This is a genomic window from Bradyrhizobium sp. 186, assembly GCF_023101685.1.
Lineage (GTDB): Bacteria > Pseudomonadota > Alphaproteobacteria > Rhizobiales > Xanthobacteraceae > Bradyrhizobium.
Genome location: NZ_CP082164.1, coordinates 2084912 through 2102590 on the forward strand (window position 1 = coordinate 2084912; position 17679 = coordinate 2102590).

The 17679-nt window shown below is 64.5% G+C and carries 17 protein-coding genes and 1 riboswitch; of the genes, 3 read left to right on the forward strand and 14 right to left on the reverse strand.

Annotated elements, in window-relative coordinates:
* Positions 1 to 48 precede the first annotated feature (48 nt).
* From thiC to IVB18_RS09775, 6 genes are all read right to left on the reverse strand, one after another.
* Positions 49 to 1947 (reverse strand): phosphomethylpyrimidine synthase ThiC, encoded by a 1899-nt coding sequence (thiC, locus tag IVB18_RS09750; RefSeq protein ID WP_247988963.1) that lies wholly within the window; start codon positions 1945 to 1947, stop codon positions 49 to 51.
* A 141-nt stretch (positions 1948 to 2088) separates the two neighbouring features.
* On the reverse strand, positions 2089 to 2697 hold the full coding sequence (locus IVB18_RS09755; protein WP_247988964.1) for a thiamine phosphate synthase: 609 nt from the start codon (positions 2695 to 2697) through the stop codon (positions 2089 to 2091).
* A complete protein-coding gene (locus tag IVB18_RS09760; protein WP_247988965.1) occupies positions 2684 to 3466 on the reverse strand; it encodes a thiazole synthase in 783 nt (260 codons plus the stop codon). Before IVB18_RS09760 ends, IVB18_RS09755 begins: the two co-directional genes overlap by 14 nt.
* Before the next feature lie 171 nt (positions 3467 to 3637).
* Positions 3638 to 3835 (reverse strand): sulfur carrier protein ThiS, encoded by a 198-nt coding sequence (gene thiS / locus IVB18_RS09765; RefSeq protein WP_247988966.1) that lies wholly within the window; start codon positions 3833 to 3835, stop codon positions 3638 to 3640.
* Positions 3826 to 4836, reverse strand: a complete 1011-nt coding sequence (locus IVB18_RS09770) for an FAD-dependent oxidoreductase (RefSeq protein ID WP_247988967.1) — start codon at positions 4834 to 4836, stop codon at positions 3826 to 3828. The genes thiS and IVB18_RS09770 overlap by 10 nt, the downstream gene beginning before the upstream one ends.
* Positions 4824 to 4952: riboswitch (TPP riboswitch) on the reverse strand. Its footprint overlaps the gene before it by 13 nt.
* A 131-nt stretch (positions 4953 to 5083) precedes the next feature.
* Positions 5084 to 5629, reverse strand: a complete 546-nt coding sequence (locus IVB18_RS09775; RefSeq protein ID WP_247988968.1) for a transglycosylase SLT domain-containing protein — start codon at positions 5627 to 5629, stop codon at positions 5084 to 5086.
* Between the two features lie 237 nt (positions 5630 to 5866).
* Between IVB18_RS09775 and IVB18_RS09780 the strand changes: the two genes are divergently transcribed.
* Positions 5867 to 6082, forward strand: coding sequence for a hypothetical protein (locus tag IVB18_RS09780; RefSeq protein ID WP_247988969.1), 216 nt, complete (start codon positions 5867 to 5869; stop codon positions 6080 to 6082).
* Between the two features lie 61 nt (positions 6083 to 6143).
* Here IVB18_RS09780 and IVB18_RS09785 read toward each other — a convergent pair whose 3' ends face one another.
* Positions 6144 to 7469 carry an ATP-binding protein gene (locus IVB18_RS09785; protein WP_247988970.1) on the reverse strand — a complete coding sequence of 442 codons (1326 nt, stop codon included), beginning with the start codon at positions 7467 to 7469 and terminating at the stop codon, positions 6144 to 6146.
* Position 7470: 1 nt separating this feature from the next.
* Positions 7471 to 8226, reverse strand: coding sequence for a response regulator (locus IVB18_RS09790; RefSeq protein ID WP_247988971.1), 756 nt, complete (start codon positions 8224 to 8226; stop codon positions 7471 to 7473).
* 180 nt (positions 8227 to 8406) lie between these two features.
* Here IVB18_RS09790 and IVB18_RS09795 point away from each other — a divergent pair, with 180 nt between their 5' ends.
* Both IVB18_RS09795 and IVB18_RS09800 read left to right on the forward strand, forming a co-directional pair.
* Positions 8407 to 8979, forward strand: a complete 573-nt coding sequence (locus IVB18_RS09795) for a hypothetical protein (protein ID WP_247988972.1) — start codon at positions 8407 to 8409, stop codon at positions 8977 to 8979.
* A gap of 225 nt (positions 8980 to 9204) precedes the next feature.
* Complete coding sequence (locus IVB18_RS09800; RefSeq protein WP_247988973.1) at positions 9205 to 9729, forward strand: PRC-barrel domain-containing protein; 525 nt, start codon at positions 9205 to 9207, stop codon at positions 9727 to 9729.
* Between the two features lie 210 nt (positions 9730 to 9939).
* Here IVB18_RS09800 and IVB18_RS09805 read toward each other — a convergent pair whose 3' ends face one another.
* The 6 genes from IVB18_RS09805 to IVB18_RS09830 form a co-directional block, all read right to left on the reverse strand.
* A complete protein-coding gene (locus IVB18_RS09805; protein ID WP_247988974.1) occupies positions 9940 to 11151 on the reverse strand; it encodes an ABC transporter substrate-binding protein in 1212 nt (403 codons plus the stop codon).
* A gap of 276 nt (positions 11152 to 11427) precedes the next feature.
* On the reverse strand, positions 11428 to 12258 hold the full coding sequence (locus IVB18_RS09810; protein WP_247988975.1) for an ABC transporter permease: 831 nt from the start codon (positions 12256 to 12258) through the stop codon (positions 11428 to 11430).
* Positions 12255 to 13517: an ABC transporter permease gene (locus IVB18_RS09815; RefSeq protein ID WP_247988976.1), complete on the reverse strand. Its 1263-nt coding sequence runs from the start codon at positions 13515 to 13517 to the stop codon at positions 12255 to 12257. Before IVB18_RS09815 ends, IVB18_RS09810 begins: the two co-directional genes overlap by 4 nt.
* A 109-nt stretch (positions 13518 to 13626) precedes the next feature.
* Entirely contained in the window at positions 13627 to 14685 is a 1059-nt protein-coding gene (locus IVB18_RS09820) for an ABC transporter substrate-binding protein (RefSeq protein WP_247988977.1), read from the reverse strand.
* A gap of 84 nt (positions 14686 to 14769) precedes the next feature.
* Positions 14770 to 15909 carry an ABC transporter ATP-binding protein gene (locus IVB18_RS09825; RefSeq protein WP_247988978.1) on the reverse strand — a complete coding sequence of 380 codons (1140 nt, stop codon included), beginning with the start codon at positions 15907 to 15909 and terminating at the stop codon, positions 14770 to 14772.
* Between the two features lie 135 nt (positions 15910 to 16044).
* Entirely contained in the window at positions 16045 to 17613 is a 1569-nt protein-coding gene (locus IVB18_RS09830; protein ID WP_247988979.1) for a DUF4403 family protein, read from the reverse strand.
* Positions 17614 to 17679 lie beyond the last annotated feature (66 nt).

A 17679-nucleotide genomic window follows, 5' to 3' on the forward strand; every position in this document is an offset into this window, starting at 1 on the left:
GGGCGCGAACCCGGCCTTGCTTGGAATGAGCTACCGAACGCCAAGTTCTCACAGCACCCGATTGCTTTCCTTCACCTTCTCCGCATCCAGATACACGCTGCTCCCCATCTCCTTGAACTTCTCGCTCATCTGCTTCATGCCGTCCTCGACAGTGCCTTGCATCGACATGCCCACCGAGTTCGGATCGTTCAGCGTGGCCGCGTAATCCCGCACGTCCTGCGTGATCTTCATCGAGCAGAATTTTGGGCCGCACATCGAGCAGAAATGCGCGACCTTGTGGGCTTCCTTCGGCAGGGTTTCGTCGTGGAAGTTTTTCGCGGTGTCGGGATCGAGGCCGAGGTTGAACTGGTCGCTCCAGCGGAAGTCGAACCTCGCACGGGACAGCGCGTCGTCGCGCAGCTGCGCGGCGGGGTGACCCTTGGCGAGGTCGCTGGCGTGGGCGGCGATCTTGTAGGTGATGACGCCGACCTTGACGTCGTTGCGGTCGGGTAGCCCGAGATGCTCCTTCGGCGTGACGTAGCAGAGCATGGCGCAGCCGAACCAGCCGATCATGGCCGCACCGATGCCTGAGGTGATGTGGTCATAGCCCGGCGCGATGTCGGTGGTCAGGGGCCCGAGCGTGTAGAACGGCGCCTCGCCGCACTCCTTGAGCTGCTTGTCCATGTTGATCTTGATCTTGTGCATCGGCACGTGGCCGGGGCCTTCGATCATGACCTGGCAGCCCTTGTCCCAGGCGATTTTTGTCAATTCGCCGAGCGTTTCCAATTCGGCAAATTGCGCGCGATCGTTGGCGTCGGCGATCGAGCCCGGACGCAGGCCGTCGCCGAGCGAGAACGAGACGTCATACTTGCGCATGAGATCGCAGATCTCGTCGAAGTGCGTATAGAGGAAGCTCTCCTTGTGATGCGCCAGGCACCACTTCGCCATGATCGAGCCGCCGCGCGAGACGATGCCGGTGACGCGGTTGGCGGTGAGGTGGATGTAGGACAGGCGCACGCCGGCGTGGATCGTAAAGTAGTCGACGCCCTGTTCGCACTGCTCGATCAGCGTGTCCTTGTAGAGCTCCCAGGTCAGCTTGACCGGATCGCCGTCGCACTTCTCCAGCGCCTGGTAGATCGGCACGGTACCGATCGGCACTGGCGCGTTGCGCAAAATCCATTCGCGGGTGGTGTGAATGTTGCGGCCGGTCGAGAGGTCCATCACGGTGTCGGCGCCCCAGCGGATCGCCCACACCATTTTCTCGACCTCTTCCTCGACCGACGAGGTCACCGCCGAGTTGCCGATATTGGCGTTGATCTTAGTGAGGAAGTTGCGGCCGATGATCATCGGCTCGAGTTCGGAGTGGTTGATGTTGCAGGGAATGATGGCGCGGCCGCGGGCGATCTCGGAGCGGACGAACTCCGGCGTGATGAAGGCGGGGACTTCGGCGCCAAAGCTTTCGCCGTCGGCAAGCGCTGCTTCAGCGCGATCGAGCTGCTGCTTGCGGCCGAGATTTTCGCGTGCGGCGACGTAGATCATCTCCTTGGTGATGATGCCGGCGCGGGCGAATTCGAGCTGGGTGATCTTGTGGCCGTCGAGACCGCGTAGCGGCTGATGATAGGCGCTGAACGCCCGCGCGGCCTTGTCGGTGGAGACGCTGCCATTGTCCTCCGGCTTGATCTGCCGGCCCTCATATTCCTCGACGCCGCCGCGTTCCAGCACCCAGGCCTTGCGGTTGCGGGCGAGACCGGCGTTGACGTCGATGGTCACGCTCGGATCGGTGTAGGGACCGGAGGTGTCGTAGACCGGCAGGTTCGGCTCGCCCGCGCCTTCGGACAGGATGATCTCGCGCAACGGCACGCGCAGGTCAGGCGCGGCATCGGGTGATGCGAAGATTTTTCGCGACGACGGCAGCGGGCCGGTGGTGACGGCGGGAACGGTCTTGTCGGGGTTGGAGCGGATGTTCATGGGATCCTCCTTTTAATTCCTGGGCGCGAGCGCCGGAACGACGCCGGTGAAGTTTTGCTCCGTCATTGCGAGGAGCGCTTGCGACAAAGCAATCCAGACTGTCTTCGCTGCGCTCGCAATGACGAGTGGAGAAAGCGCACATCACGCCGCCTCCGCGGACACGCCGAGCCATTGCCGCACTCGCGCATCCGGGTCGGCATTTTGCGTGACGTCGCTGACGACGGCGATGGAATCCGCGCCGGCGGCAAAAATCTCCGCGGCGTGCTCGAACTTGATACCGCCGATCGCGACCAGCGGGATGTGGCCTAAGAGCTTCTTCCACTCCGTGATTTTTGGAATGCCCTGCGGCGCAAAGCGCATCGACTTCAGTGTGGTGAAGAAGATCGGCCCGAGCGCGACGTAGTCGGGCTTTGCCGCCAGCGCGGTCGCGAGCTCGTCCTCGTCATGGGTGGAGATCCCGAGCGACAGGCCGGCCTCGCGGATGGATTTGAGGTCCGCGTCCGCAAGGTCCTCCTGGCCGAGATGCAGGTATTTTGCACCCGCGACAATTGCCGCGCGCCAGTAGTCGTTGACGACGAGCTTCGTCTGCGTGCCGTGCGTGATCGCCAGCGCATCGGTGACCATCTGGAGCGACTGCGAGTCGTCGAGGTCTTTGGCGCGCAGCTGGATGGTGCCGACGCCGAGCTTGGTCAGGCGCTCGACCCAGGCGAGGCTGTCGACGACGGGGTAGAACGGATCAGGATACGGCATGCCAGAACGGGGTCCCAACGACAGGGGTGGAGGGGGAAGCGAAGTCGCGGGCGTTCATCAGTCCGGCTTCGTAAGCGGTGCGACCGGCCTCGACGCCGAGGCGGAAGGCGTTGGCCATGGCGACGGGATCGGCGGCTTTTGCGATGGCCGTGTTGAGCAGCACGGCGTCATAGCCGAGCTCGAGCGCCTCAGCCGCATGCGAGGGCGCGCCGATGCCGGCGTCCACCACCAGCGTGATGTCCGGCAGCCGCTCGCGCAAAAGTTTCAGCGCATCGCGGTTGGTGATGCCCTTGGCGCTGCCGATCGGCGCGGCCCACGGCATCACCACCTTGCAGCCGGCGTCGACCAGGCGGTTCGCGACCGAGAGATCCTCGGTGCAATAGGGGAACACCTCAAAGCCGTCCTTGATCAGGATGGCGGCGGCTTCGACGAGGCCGACGACGTCGGGCTGGAGCGTGTCGTTGTCGGCGATGACTTCGAGCTTGATCCAGCTGGTGCCGAACAATTCGCGCGCGAGCTTTGCGGTCGTCACCGCCTCGCGCACGCTGCGGCAGCCGGCGGTGTTCGGCAGCACCGTGACGTCGAGCGCGCGGATCAGATTCCAGAACGCGTCGCCAGTCTTGCCGCCGGCGGCTTCGCGGCGCAGCGACACCGTGACGATGTTCGAGCCGGAGGCGCGGATCGCCGTCTGCATGATCGCGGGCGAGGGATACAGCGCGCTGCCGATCAGCAGGCGGGAGGGGAAGGATTTGCCGTAGAAGGTCACCATGTCGAAGGTGTCTCCTCAGATTCAGCCGTCGTCCCGGCGAAGGCCGGGACCCATACCGCGTGATTTCTCTTGAGGCGCTCTGGCAGAGACCTTTCGCCACAACGACGGCCTGTGGTTATGGGTCCCGGCCTTCGCCGGGACGACGACGAGAGAGAATGTGCCATCATCATCTCACCCTCCCTGCCGCGGTGTGATGATCTCGATTTCGTCGCCGGCCTTCAGCGCGGTTTCGGCCCAGCGGCTCTTCGGCACCACGTCGTAGTTCAGCGCGATCGCGAAATGCGTGCCCTCGTAGTCGAGCTCGCTGAGCAGCGCGTCCACGCGCGCCGAACTCACCTCGCGTTGCTCGCCATTAACGATCACGCGCATTGCATCACCTCGTTGTCGATCTGGCCGCGCTCGACATATTGCAGCGTCAGCTCGGCCAGCGCCGGCGCGATCAGGAAGCCGTGGCGGTAGAGCCCGTTGACGGCGATCCTGTCGCCGCGAACGCCGATGCGCGGCAGATTGTCGGGGTAGGCGGGGCGAAGGCCCGAGCCGAATTCGACGATGCGGGCCTCGCCGAAGGCCGGATGCACGGCATAGGCCGCGCCCAACAGCTCCAACGCGGAGCGCACGCTGACGCCGGTGTCCTCGGCCTCGATCGAGGTCGCGCCCAGCATGAACAGGTTTTGCTCGCGCGGGATCACGTAGAGCGGCCAGCGCGGATGGATCAGCCGCACCGGGCGGGCAAGCTGCACCTCGCTGGTCTCGATCAGGATCATCTCGCCCTTGACGCCGCGCAGATCCGGCTGCTCGTCGCGCGCGCCGAGGCCGCGGCAGTCGATCACGATGCCGTCGAGGTCGGCGACGGCTACATCGCTTCCAAACCTGATGGTGCCGCCGGCGGCGCGGATGCGCTCGTGCAGTTTCGGCAGCACGCGGCGCGGCTCGACATGGCCCTCGGTCGGGAAAAACAGCGCGTCGCGGAAGCGGCCCTCCAGCGACGGTTCGAGCTGCGCGAGGCCGGCGGCATCGAGCCGGCGGTGGCCCTCGGTCATCCCCGCAAAACGCTCAAAGTCGTTGCGCTCGCGCGGATGGGCGACGACGAGCGAGCCGTTGAACGGGGTGTCTGGCAATTCGCGCCGCCAAATGTCGAGCGAGCGCAGGCCGAGCCGGCTGATGATGGGTTCGGAAACTTCCGCCTCGCACCGGGGCGCCAGCATGCCGCCGGCCCAATGGCTGGTGGCATCGGTCATCCCTGCGTCACCGCGCTCGTGCAGGGTCACGGCGTGGCCGGCCTGCGCGAACAGCAGCGCCTGCCAGGCTCCTGCGATGCCTGCGCCGATGATGGATATCGAGGAATCCGGTCGCTTGGTCGTCTGCAACATCCCTGTCCCTTCGCCGGCATGACCCGGATCAGGTTCAAAGGGTCACCGCGGTCCCGGGCCTTCTGACCCATTTAGCGGTATCTCAGCTCCTCCTCGGAGCACCCCTCGGAACGGCTCTAATGTAGGCCAGTGGGGCTGTGTGTCAACGCGTTAGCCACAGAGCAGTCATTCCGGGGCGGTCCATAGGGACCGAACCCGGAATCTCGAACTTCCGGGTTCGATGCTTCGCACCGCCCCGGAACGACGATCAATCGTGGGGAACCTGCGCCCGCGCGTTGCGGACGCGCTGGGCCAGCTTCCGGTGCGGCACGGTGCCGAACACAGGCTGCGGATTGCCGTTCGGCTCGAGCCAGGGCTGGGTACTGGTGTCGGCACTGGCCTGTTGCACCGTCTCCTGGCGCTGCCGCTTTGCGGCGTAGTAATAGCCGCCTGCATAATAACGAATGGCTCGGGCATGGTCGCCATTGGCGGCGTGATAGGCGCCGGCGAGATACTTCACCGCATAGGTGAGGTTGGTGTCGGGATCGCGCAGGCCGGCGGCATCGCCGGTGTAGCCGAGCCCGCGGGCGGTCGCGAGCTTGATCTGCATCAGGCCGATCGTGCCGCCATGGCCGATCAGCTGCGGCTGATAGCGGCTCTCGCGCATGATGACGCGATGCACCAGCGTCTCCGGCACGCCGTTGGCGCGCGCGTGCGCGGCGACCACTTCGGCGTAGTCGGCTTCGCCCGCGAATGCAGCCGGCGGCAATATCAGCCCGGCCGCAACGAGCGCGGCAACACGTAAAGTTTTCATCGAATGTCCCTGGGTCCCCGAGTGACCTGCGTCCGGGCTGTTAGGCCTCCGGAACGCGGCGATGATGTGACCAAACGCCGCCGATCACGATTTTGCGGCGCCGAGCCGCTGTTACGACTCAATGCTGGCGCAAGGGGGTCCTTAGGTGGAAAAACCGCAACTCGCGACAACGAGCCTGTCTATTCGCGCGCAGACGCGAAAGCGAGTATGAAAACGCTGCAAATCGGGAGAGGTGCCATGACAAGAGCAGACATGGCCAAGGCACATATCGGCGATATCCCCAGACAGAACCCCTGTGCCCAATGCGGCACGCCGATCCCGCAGCCCGACTGGATCGAGCCGGGCGAGGGGCGCATTTCCTATCTCTGGACATGCCGCGTCTGCAACTATCGCTTCGAGGCCGTGGCGATCTTCGATTCTGCAGCGGTCGAGCACCCGCCGCTCGCGGCCTGAGCCGTTCTCTTTAGGGCATGATCTCTTCGGAAAACCGCTGCACACTTTTCCGGATCATGCCTTACGCCGCGAGCCGCGGCTGTTGCCACACCGGTAACTGCATCCGCACGATTAGCCCGTGCGGCTCGCGGTCGTGCAGCGACAGCTCGCCGCCATGGGCGAGCGCGATCGCATGCGCGATCGACAGGCCGAGCCCGAAGCCGGTGGAGTCGTCCATGGTGCGCGCGTCGTCGCCGCGCACGAACGGCTCCAGCATCTCCTGCTTGCGCGCGTCGGAAATGCCGGGACCGTCGTCCTCGACGTCGATAATCAGCTTGGTGCCGGCGACGTCGAGGCGGATCGTCACCTCGGCGCCGAAGCGCACGGCATTCTCGACGAGGTTGGTGATGCCGCGATGCAGATCGTCGGGACGCGCCGCCGCGGTCGCCGATATCGGTCCCTCATAGTGCACGACATGGCCCATGTCGCCGAACTGGTCGGCGATCAGTTGCAGCGTGCTCGCGATGTCGACCAGCGTCACCGCCTCGACCTTGCGGTCGTTGCGCAGCAGCGACAGCACGGATTCCAGCATCGAGCGCATCTGGTCGAGATCGATCAGCATGCGCTTGCGATTGCCTTCGTCCTCGATGAACTCGGCGCGTAAGCGAAGCCGCGTGATCGGGGTGCGCAGATCGTGGCTGATCGCAGCGAGCATCCTGGTGCGATCCGACATCAGCCGCGCGATCCGCTCATGCATGCGGTTGAGCGCGCGCGCGACCGAGCGGATCTCTTCCGGGCCGCGCTCGGGCAGCGGATCTGCGGTGCCGTCGAGGCTGAAGCTTTCGGCCGCCTTTGCAAACGACGACAGCGGCGCGGCGAGCGCATGCGCGGCCCATACGCCGAGCAGCGTCACGCTGATCACGGCGGATAGCAGCGTCGATATCCAGGGATTGCCCCAGAACCAGCCCGGCCGCCCCCGTTCAACATGGCCAGCGATCGTCGTGCCGTCGGGCAGTTGGATGCCGATCCGGGACGAGCCGCCGTTCGGCGCCAGCGTGACGACCTTGTAGCCCTCGCCGAGATGGCGGCGCATTCCGCGCAGGTGCGGGCCCTCGATGTCGCCGACGGCCGTCAAGGAGCCGGGCGCGATCTCTTCGACCCCCAGATCCGGAAAGGCGCGCGCGATGTCGGCGAGAAGGCGCGGCCGCTCGCTCACGCCGGCCGCGGACAGCAGCAGCGCGGCATTAGCCAGTTCATGCTCGCTGTCGGGCGGCGCCGCCGCGCGGTCCGGCCGCGTAATCAGAAAACCCGCCGTGATGATGAGATGAAGCGCGACGATTGAAACCACGACGAGCGCAGCGATCTGGCCGCTGATGCTCCTGAGATGGAAAAATCCGAAAAGCCGCATGTCAGCTGCCCAAGGCTGCCGCGACTGCTTCCGTCCTCATTGCTTCAGTTCTGGGCGTAAACAAATAGCCGCCGGATCGCACCGTCTTGATGATGGTCGGATCCTGCGGATTGGGCTCGATCTTGCGCCGGATACGGCTGACCAGCACGTCGATGGAGCGCTCGAACGAGCCGGTGTTGCGCCCCTGCGTGAGGTCGAGCAGGCTGTCGCGCGACAGCACGCGGCCGGGGCGTTCGCAGAACGTCCTGAGCAGATCGAACTCGGCGCTGGTCACCGCGACGCGCGCGCCTTCCGGATTGCGCAGCTCGCGCAGGCGCAGGTCGATGCGCCAGCCCTCGAAGGCGAGCGTGCTGGCACCCTCGATCGAGCTTGCGGCCTGTGCGGACGCCTGCCGGCGCAGCACTGCGTTGATGCGCGCGAGCAGCTCGCGCGGGTTGAACGGTTTCGACAAATAGTCGTCCGCGCCCATCTCGAGGCCGACGATGCGGTCGACGTCCTCGCCGCGCGCGGTCAGCATGATGATCGGCGTCTGAGTCTCCGAGCGCACCTTGCGGCACAGGCTGAGGCCGTCTTCGCCGGGCAGCATGACGTCGAGGATGATGAGGTCGACGCGATGATCGGCCATGGCGCGCGACATCTCGCGGCCGTCGCTCACGGCGGTGACGTTGCAGGCGTTGTTGCGCAGGTATTTTGCGATCAACGTCCGCGTTTCGCGGTCGTCCTCGACAACCAGGATGTTGGGATTGGAAATGGCCATGAGCTTTGTTTGTCCAAGATTCGGGCCAAATGGCGAAGATTTTTGTTTCAGATTGTTTCTGGATGGCCTCTCGCAACACCCCGCAATAGCCGGGCAGTGGAGCGGCAAGGTCTCGTTAAGACGGTTAACCATACCGTGGCGTGGTCGCGCAAGAAACCCCGCAAAACCCACGGAGCCATCATGACCTCGATTTCGGCGGCCTCCGCCGGCAACTACCAGTCGCCGTTGCAGCGGCTGCAGCAGGAATTGCAATCGGAAGTCTCCGCCGGCACGATCTCGTCGTCGGACCAGTCCGCGCTCTCGACGGCGCTGACCGACATCGACACGGAGCTCCAGCAGAGCCGATCGAGCGACCAGTCGAGCGGTACGCGCCCCTCGAAGGACGACATGAAGTCGAAGATCGACGACCTCATCTCCAATGAGGTCTCGAACGGAACGCTGACCTCGGACCAGGCCGACGAGCTCAAGGGCGTGTTTCAGTCCGCCTTCGCCAACGGTCCCGGCGGCACAGGTGGCGCCGGTGGGCCCCCACCCGGTCCGCCGCCGGATGACAGTTCTTCGGATTCGTCGTCCTCCACGGACTCGACGAGCAGCACGTCGAGCGATTCCACCACCGCTGAGATCCTCCAGCAGTTCCTCCAGGCGCTCCAGCAGTCGCAGTCGTCGAATTCGTCCTACGGCGCTAACGGCAGTGCGGCGAGCTCGTCGGCCAGCTTGGGCTTCTCCGCGCTTCTGATCGACTACAAGAGCTGACCTGAGCGACGCGGGTCGGCGCGTTCCTCGCCGCGATGATGCGTCTTCCCAGAGCGCATCGTCGCCGGCGGGGAACTGTGCGCTGCAAAATGTTCCTGAGTGACTTAGGAACAATCGCCGGTGAAGTGCTCCCCCCATCGCGCAACGAAATTCCAGCACGCATGGAACTGCGAGTGATCAGCGCTGTTTTCTCCGCACGAGTTTTCTGCTGAAGGAGAGGACGACATGTTGACGAAATCAATCGTGGCCGGCCTTGCCGGCACCGCGCTGCTTGCAACGGTTGCGTTTGCGCAATCGCCGACCGCCACCACCGACAAGGCCCCGACTGCGGCCACCGCCACGACGACGACCGCCTCGGGCGAGTGGCGTGCGTCGAAGATGCCGGGCCTGAAGGTCTATAACGAAGCCAACGAGAACATCGGCTCGATCAACGAGCTCTTGATGGACAAGAACGGCAACGTCAAGATCGCCGTGATCGGCGTCGGCGGCTTCCTCGGCATGGGCGAGCATCTGGTAGCCGTGCCCTATGAGAAGCTGAAGTTCGCCAATGAGGCCATCGCCTATACCGACACCGGCGCGACCAACCCGCCCGGCCGGCCCGCCACGACCACGACGACGGGTGCCGCGACCGGTATCGACAAGACTGCGACGACCGCGTCATCCTCGTCGAAGTGGTATCCGGACCACGCCGTGTTCAGCGCGAGCAAGGACGAGCTGAAGAAGATGCCCGAGTTCAAGTACTCGGAGTAATGCGGCTCGCGTGACCATCTAAACGAAGCGCGCCTGGTTTTCACCGGGCGCGCTGTCATGTGTTTTTCACCTCGCCCCGCTTGCGCGGAGAGGGAGAGACCTTAAAGCGCGATGAGATGAGGATGAATCATCATCGCGCTTTAGGTTGTTGTTTGAGCATGATCTTTTCGGAAAACCGCTTCGCACTTTTCCGGATCATGCTTTAGTTAGTTAGTGCGTCACCAGCGGGCAACCGCCCTTGTCGAGCGGGCGGAAGGCGTCGTCGCCGGGGACGGTGGCGATCAGCTTGTAGAGGTCCCACTCGCCCTTGGACTCCTCGGGCTTCTTCACCTCGAACAGATACATGTCGTGGATCATGCGGCCATCGATGCGGATCTTGCCATTCTTGGCGAAGAAGTCGTTGACCGGCGTGGCGCGCATCTTTTCCATCACCTTCGGCGCTTCGTCGGTCTTGATGTCTTCGATCGCCTTCAGATAGTGCATGGTCGCTGAATAGAGGCCGGCCTGGATCATGGTCGGCATGTGGCCGACCTTCTCGTTGAAGCGCTTCGAGAAAGCGCGCGTCTCCTCGTTCATGTCCCAGTAGAACGCGTCGGTGACGATCAGGCCCTGCGTCGCCTCGATGCCCAGCGAATGCGTATCGGTGATCTCCTGCAACAGCGCGATCATCTTCTGGCCGCCCTGCGTCAGACCAAACTCGGCCGCCTGCTTCAAGGCATTGGTGGTGTCGCCGCCGGCATTGGCCAGCGCGACCACCTTGGCCTTGGAGGCCTGGGCCTGGAGCAGGAAGGAGGAGAAGTCCGACGAGTTGAGGGGATGGCGGACGTCGCCGAGCACCTTGCCGCCGCTTTCCTTGACGACGTTGGCGGCGTCGCGCTGAAGCGCCATGCCGAAGGCGTAGTCGGCAGTGACGAAGAACCAGGTGTCCTCGCCGCGCTTCACCATTGCCTTGCCGGCGACGTTCGACAGCGAATAGGTGTCGTAGGTCCAGTGCACGGTGTTGGGCGAGCATTGCGCGCCGGTGATGTCGGACGAGCCGCCGCCGGAATTGATGTGGATCTTGTTCTTCTCGCGCGTCAGCGCCGAGATCGGCAGCGCCACCGAGGAGGTGGGCACGTCGAAGATCGCGTCGACCTTGTCGTTGTCATACCAGTTCCGGGCGATATTGACGCCGACGTCGGGCTTATTCTGGTGGTCAGCGGCGACCACTTGCACGGGCTTGCCGGCGACCTTGGCGCCGTAATCGGCGACGGCCATCTCGACGGCGGCAAGCGAGCCCTTGCCGGTCGCGTCCGCATAGAGGCTCGACATGTCCGTGAGCACACCGATCTTGACCACGTCGTCGGAAATCTGCGCCTGCGCCGTGCCGCAGGTTGCGGCGAGGGCGAGGCCGGCCGCGACGGCGGCGATGAGTTTGGGCATGGTTGTTCTCCCTTTGCGTTTGTTATTGGGCTTAATTGACGAGAGCCGTTTTAGCGACAATCGGCGCAGACAGCTAAGCGATCCGCGCCATAGCAGAATGCAAAATGGGAAGGGACGAGCGGTGTTCCTAACCCTCGCCCCTTGTGGGCCCCCTTGTGGGAGAGGGTGGCTCGGCGCGTAGCGGCGAGACGGGTGAGGGGGTTCTCTCCGCGCGTAATCGTCTCGCAGCGTGTACACCGAGAGAACCCCTCATCCGGCGCTTCGCGCCACCGTCGGTCAGGCGCTGCTGCCCTTGAGCCGTTCGTTGCGTCGGCGCAAGCCTTCCAGAGTGGCGAGCAGGATGACCGATACCGTCGTCAGAATCACCGCCGCTGCCGTGATGGTCGGGCTGATGTTCTCGCGGATGCCGCTGAACATCTCGCGTGGCAGCGTGCGCTGCTCGGGACCTGCCATGAACAGCACGATCACCACCTCATCGAAGCTGGTCGCGAAGGCGAACAGCGCGCCCGATGCCAGGCCGGGCAGGATCAGCGGCAGGATCACGCGGCGGAACGCGTAGAGCGGCGAGGCGCCGAGTGAGGCAGCGGCGCGTGCCAGGTTGGTGTCGAAGCTTTGCAGCGTCGCGCCGACCGTGATCACCACAAAGGGCGTCGCCAGCGCGGTGTGGGCCAGGATCAAGCCGAGATAGCTGCCGGTCAGTCCGATCGGCGCGAAGAAGAAATACAGACCGACCGCGGTAATGACACCGGGCACGACGACCGGGGACAGCACGAAAGCCAGCACGAGCGGTTTGAACCGGCTCTTCCACTGCGCCAGCCCCAGCGCGGCCAGCGTGCCAAGAACCATGGACAGCAGGGTCGAGGCGACGCCGATGATCATGCTGTTCTTCAGAGACGTCATCCACCGCGGCGAATTGATGAAGTCGTCGTACCAGCGCAAGGAGAGGCCCGGCAGCGGATAGGTCAAGTACGAACCTGAGCTGAAGGACAGCGGCATGATCGCAAGGATTGGCGCGATCAGGAAGATGAATACCAGCGCGGAGATAACGATGGTCGCGGTCCACGCGATGCGCTGGCTGGGCGTGCGGAGGGAGGGACTATCGCTCAATTCTTCATTCCTCCCGTGACCTGCTGGCCATGCACCAGCTTTCCGTAGACGAGAGCGAGCAGAAGAGTGGCCAGCAGCAGCACCGCACCCAACGCCGAAGCAAGGCCCCAGTTGGCCGTCTCGGTTGTGTAGAGCGCGATGAAATAGCTGATCATCTGGTCGGCGGCGCCCCCGACAAGTGCCGGCGTGATGTAGTACCCGAGCGCCAGGATGAAGACGAGCAGGCTTCCCGCGCCGATGCCGGGCAGGGTCTGGGGCAGGTAGATCCGCAGGAAGGCGGTGACCGGTGGCGCACCGAGCGAGGCGGCGGCACGCATGTAAGCGGGCGAGATCGCCTTCATGCTGCTGTACAGCGGCAGGATCATGAACGGCAAGAGAACGTGGGTCATGGCCACGCAGACACCGAAGCGGTTGTAGATCAGGCGCAACGGCTCGTCGATGATGCCAAGCCAGTGCAGGCTGTCGTTCACGACGCCTTTGCTCTGCAACAACACGATCCAGGCGCATGTGCGGACCAGAAGCGAAGTCCAGAACGGCAGCAGGACGAAGATCATCAGCAGATTCGATCGGCCCGGCGGCAGCGTCGCCAGCAGGTAAGCGACCGGAAAGCCAAGGATCAGGCAGAGTGCCGTGACGCTGAGGCTGATGATGAAGGTGCGGGCGAAAACGTTGCGGTAGATGGCCTGATCCGGCGGGGCTGCGACGATGGCGCCGTCCACGTTCCGCGTCAGGTCGAGCGCCGCCAGAAGGTAGAAGCCGGTCATTGGGCCACTGGCGTCCTTGATCGTCGTCCAGGTGGTGCGTTCGCGCCAGGCCAGGTTGATCTTGCCCAGCGCCTCCTTGGCCGTGCCGGGCTCCGGCATCGCCTTCAGATTGCGCGCAGTGCTGGTCAGGATCGTGCGGAAGCCGTTCAGCGCGTAGTTGAGCCGCTTCGCCGCGATGGCGATGGTGCCGGAGGTGCGCGCTGCCAGGATGTCGCTTGCCAGCGCCGCGTAGGCCTTTTCGTCCGGCAGGTCCTTGCCGTCCCAGCTGGCGAGAGCAACGACGGTTTGAGGCAGAGCCTGACGCACCTCCCTGTCATCGACCGAGCGCCACAGCATGCCGGCGATCGGGCCTGCGAAGGTGAAGAGCAGAAACAGCAGAAGAGGCAGCACCAGTGCCAACGCCTTGATCTGGCGCGCTCGCTCCGCCTGCTTCAGGCGGCGCTTGAGCGGCACCTCGGTCCGGGTATCGGCGCCGGTCAGGAACGCGGCTGTCATGGCTTGAGCCTCTTTGGCCGGAAATCCCCCGCCATTTCAGGCAAGGGGTGCGGCCCAGGCGAAGGGGTATCGACCCCCTGCCTGCGCCGTATGCCGGTTCGGTCGCGCGCTATTTCGCTGCCCATTTGTTGAAGCGCTCGGTCAGGCGGTCGATGTTCTCGAGCCAGAAGGCAACGTTGATCTCGACCGCGTTCTTGATGTTGTCCGGCGCTGTCGGCAGGTCCTTCAAAATGGCGGGCTGCAGCCGGGCGGCTGCGTCCTTGTTCGAAGTGCCATAGGCGATGTTCTCCGACAGCTTGGACTGGTTCTCCGCTTTGCCTGCGAAGTCCAGGAACTTGTAGGCCGCGTCCTTGTTTGGGCTACCCTTCAGGATGACCCAACTGTCGAGGGTGAAGAGCGCTCCGTCCCACACCATGCCAAAATTCTTCTTCTCGTTCTTGTTCGCGGTGTCGATGCGGCCATTGTAGACCGAGGTCATCGCCACCTCGCCGGAGGCGAGCAATTGCGGCGGCTGGGCGCCGGCCTTCCACCAGACGATGTCGCTCTTGATGGTGTCGAGCTTCTTGAACGCGCGCTCGACGCCTTCGTCGGTCGCCAGCACCTTGTAGACATCCTTCGGTGCGACGCCGTCGGCCATCAGGGCGATCTCCAGCGTGGTCTTCGGGCCCTGACGCAAGGCGCGCTTGCCCGGAATCTTTCTGGTGTCGAAGAAGTCGGCCCAGCCCGTAGGCGCGTCCTTCAGCCTGTCCTTGTCGTAGCCGAGAACAAAATCGTAGACGATGGCACCGACGCCGCAGGGATTGACTGACGGCGGCATGTACGCGGCCTCGCCGCCGATCCTGGAATAATCCATCTTCTCGAACAGGCCTTCCTCGCAGCCGACCGCCAGTTCGTCGCTCTCGACCTGGACGACGTCCCAGGTGGCGGCACCACCCTGCACCTTGGCGCGCAACACGCCGACGCCGCCGTCCCAGGACTCGTCGTTCATCGGAGCACCAGCTGCCTTCTTAAACGGCTCGAAATAGACCTTCTTCTGGGCATCCTGATACGCGCCGCCCCACGACACGACGGTGAGGTCACGCGCCTGCGCGACCGTGGCCAGCGCAGCGCTGGCGCTGAACGCCGCGGCGAAACCCAGAGCAATCTTGCCAGTCTTGCGCTTCAGCATGGTCTTTGTTCCTTCTTCATGTGAGTGGCGTTGAGGTCGATCATTGCCGGTCCGCTTGCGTTGGAGACGTGCTGCAGGATTGGATCAGACGGGATCGAGGGCCAGGCAGTCCTCTGGGCGGAACGTGATGAATACGCTTTCGCCAGGTCTTAGGCTGCCATGTCTTAGGCTGTCATGTCTCAGGCTGTCATGCGCCCCCGGCTGAAGCTTGACCATGAACTCCCGGTTGCCGGCGACATCGAGCAGGGCCAGCGCGTGGTCGCCGAGATAGATGGTGTTCTGCACCCTGGCCGGCAGGCGGTTAGGTCCCTCGCCGGAGGTGCCATCCGGGATAATGGCGATCCGCTCCGGCCGCACCGAGAGGGAGGTCGATGCGCCGGCGCCTGATACATTGACCGCCCGTGCGGTCACGGCACCGCCGCCAGCCAGCGCGACGCGGCAATATTCCTTTTCGACGGTCTCGACGGTGCCGGCCAGCACGTTGTTCTCGCCGATGAAGTGGGCGACGAAGCTGTTCACCGGATGCTCATACAGCGCATCGGGTCTGTCGACCTGCTGCACGATGCCGTCGTTGAACACGACAATGCGGTCCGACATGGTGAGCGCTTCACCCTGATCGTGGGTGACGTAGACGACCGTGATGCCCATCGTCTCGTGCAGTTGCTTGATCTCCAGTTGCATCTGCTCCCGCAGGCGCTTGTCCAGGGCGCCCAGGGGCTCGTCCATCAGTACGAGTTGCGGATTGAAAACCAGCGCGCGGGCCAGCGCCACGCGCTGCTGCTGACCGCCGGACAGCTGCCCGGGCCGCCGGTGTGCCAGGGTTTCCATCTTGATCATGCGCAACGCCGCCCTTACGCGCTCCTGCGCTTCCGCCTTGTTCGTCTTGCGAACGGATAGCGGGAAGGCGATATTCTCCGCGATCGTTAGGTGCGGAAACAAGGCATAGTTTTGGAACACCATGCCGATGTCGCGCTTATGCGGCGGCACGTTCTTGATGGGCCGGTCAGCGAGGTAGATTTCGCCATGGGTCGGAACCTCGAAGCCAGCCAGCATCATCAGCGTGGTCGTCTTGCCCGAGCCCGACGGGCCAAGCAGGGTGATGAACTCGCCCTTCCTGATTTCGAGATCGAGGTTCTTCACCACGAGGTGCTCGCCATCGTAGGTCTTCTGAATGCCGGAAAAGCGCACCAGCGCCGGTGCGGGCGTGACCATGCCGGCTTCCATGTCGTCCTCGCGTTGCCCGCTACAGTGCTGTCAGCACCTCGTCCGAGGTTGCGAAGAACAGCTTAGCATCCTCCGACGAGAATGCCAGCGGCGCAGGCGACGAAGACGCGCGCGAGCCCGGTGAGTGAAGGCGCGCTACATTCCCTGCAGCTTCGTCACAGACACGTTCAGGGTGCCGCCGGCTTCCGCGACGATGCGCAGCGTCTTCGAATCGAAGGCGATGTCGGCGAGCGTCAGGCGCTGGATGTTGGCCTCGACCTTGAGGCCGTCCTCGCTCTTCTGGAAGTCGGCGATCGCGGCCGCGATCTTCTCGCGCGCATTGGTCGCGATCGGCTTCAGGTCGAGCGTCGCCTTCTGCACCAGCGCCTGCTGCATCTGCGGCACCACCGCGCGCGCCGCGGCCCCTAGCAGGCCGAACGCCGCCTCGGATTCCACCGCGAGCTGGATGTCGGCGAGCCGCAGCGTCTGCTGCGCCTGGTCGAGCATCGGCCGGCCCCAGATGTGCACGGTCGCCTCGGCGCCGAGGCCAAGCCAGCTCTTCTTCTCCTTGGCGCGCACCAGAAGCGAGATCAGCAGCCGGCCACCCGACGGGATCACGTTGACGCTCTTCACGGCGACGTCGACCGGGCCGGAGCCATCCTCGGGATAGGTGTGGCCGACCATCTGCGCCGCGATGAGCTTGTTGATCTCGGTGAAGGGCACGTCGATCGGCACGCCGATGTTCACGCCGGTGCCGGTCGGCGGCACGATCGATATCTTGTCGGGAAACGGGCAGTCCGGATTGGTTTGCGTGGTCGTGACGCGCGTCTCAGCCTCCAGGCCCATCAGCAGCGTCACGGCCTGCGCGTCGACGCGCGGCTGCGCGGCGATCGCCCGCACCGGCTTCATCTCGAGCCAGAGCGGCGGCAGCGAGGCCGAGGCGCCCGCGCCTTGCAGCGGGATCGAGCGGCACGCCTTGGCCCATTGCACCTTTGCATTCTCCCGTAGCGACGGATCGTTGCGGATGCGTTCGGAGGCGGCGTTGAGCTGTTCGCCGACGGTCTTGTCGATCAGCGGCTTGACCTGCGCCGGGACGTTGACCTTGGCGCCGGCAACCGAGAGGTTGGTGTCGCCGAGATTGACCTGGGCGCCAAGATTGGGCTCGAGGTGCCAGTTCGCCGCGAGCTTCGGACGCGAGGTGACGACCACGTTGCCCTTGATCTCGGCGCTGGCATTCAGGTTCTTGATGTTGACCGCGCCGATCTGTTTCGCGGCATTGCCGCCGAGCACGTTGCCCAGAGCCTCGCCGAGCGCGCCGGTGGCCTTCGACGACAGTGACCCCGTCACATTCAGCTTGCCGGTGAGCGGCGTCGACAGCGTCAGCACGTCCTTGTCGCCGACAGCCGACATCGGCCCGCGCATGGCGGACCAGCCGATGTCGGCGTTTTGGAGGATCTGCGAGATCGGGTTGTCGGCCTTCCCGGCGAAATTGCGCGGCGCGGCCTTCTCGGCCTGCTCGCGGATCGCCGACAGTGCGATCGACACCGGCGCCACCACGATCGAGCTCTTCGCGACCGGCGGCAGCGGCGGCAGTTGCGCAACCGGTGGGGCGGTTATCGTCCCGCGCGGCGACAGCCAGTCCATCGCCTTCAAGCTGATGAAAAACGACGCCGCGATCACCGCGACGGCGATCAAAATAGTCTTCAAGTTCAACGTCAGACGCATCATCCCCCCAAACGGGCCCCGGAGCGGATTCTACAGGGCGGCAGACGGGGGCGCTAGAGCGCACCG

What these genes read in the sequence shown, in the direction of transcription:
- thiC (WP_247988963.1), bottom strand. Translation starts at nt 1,947, where the DNA reads ATGAACATCCGCTCCAACCCCGACAAGACCGTTCCCGCCGTCACCACC.
- IVB18_RS09755 (WP_247988964.1), bottom strand. Translation starts at nt 2,697, where the DNA reads ATGCCGTATCCTGATCCGTTCTACCCCGTCGTCGACAGCCTCGCCTGG.
- IVB18_RS09760 (WP_247988965.1), bottom strand. Translation starts at nt 3,466, where the DNA reads ATGGTGACCTTCTACGGCAAATCCTTCCCCTCCCGCCTGCTGATCGGC.
- thiS (WP_247988966.1), bottom strand. Translation starts at nt 3,835, where the DNA reads ATGCGCGTGATCGTTAATGGCGAGCAACGCGAGGTGAGTTCGGCGCGC.
- IVB18_RS09770 (WP_247988967.1), bottom strand. Translation starts at nt 4,836, where the DNA reads ATGTTGCAGACGACCAAGCGACCGGATTCCTCGATATCCATCATCGGC.
- IVB18_RS09775 (WP_247988968.1), bottom strand. Translation starts at nt 5,629, where the DNA reads ATGAAAACTTTACGTGTTGCCGCGCTCGTTGCGGCCGGGCTGATATTG.
- IVB18_RS09780 (WP_247988969.1), top strand. Translation starts at nt 5,867, where the DNA reads ATGACAAGAGCAGACATGGCCAAGGCACATATCGGCGATATCCCCAGA.
- IVB18_RS09785 (WP_247988970.1), bottom strand. Translation starts at nt 7,469, where the DNA reads ATGCGGCTTTTCGGATTTTTCCATCTCAGGAGCATCAGCGGCCAGATC.
- IVB18_RS09790 (WP_247988971.1), bottom strand. Translation starts at nt 8,226, where the DNA reads ATGGCCATTTCCAATCCCAACATCCTGGTTGTCGAGGACGACCGCGAA.
- IVB18_RS09795 (WP_247988972.1), top strand. Translation starts at nt 8,407, where the DNA reads ATGACCTCGATTTCGGCGGCCTCCGCCGGCAACTACCAGTCGCCGTTG.
- IVB18_RS09800 (WP_247988973.1), top strand. Translation starts at nt 9,205, where the DNA reads ATGTTGACGAAATCAATCGTGGCCGGCCTTGCCGGCACCGCGCTGCTT.
- IVB18_RS09805 (WP_247988974.1), bottom strand. Translation starts at nt 11,151, where the DNA reads ATGCCCAAACTCATCGCCGCCGTCGCGGCCGGCCTCGCCCTCGCCGCA.
- IVB18_RS09815 (WP_247988976.1), bottom strand. Translation starts at nt 13,517, where the DNA reads ATGACAGCCGCGTTCCTGACCGGCGCCGATACCCGGACCGAGGTGCCG.
- IVB18_RS09820 (WP_247988977.1), bottom strand. Translation starts at nt 14,685, where the DNA reads ATGCTGAAGCGCAAGACTGGCAAGATTGCTCTGGGTTTCGCCGCGGCG.
- IVB18_RS09825 (WP_247988978.1), bottom strand. Translation starts at nt 15,909, where the DNA reads ATGGAAGCCGGCATGGTCACGCCCGCACCGGCGCTGGTGCGCTTTTCC.
- IVB18_RS09830 (WP_247988979.1), bottom strand. Translation starts at nt 17,613, where the DNA reads ATGCGTCTGACGTTGAACTTGAAGACTATTTTGATCGCCGTCGCGGTG.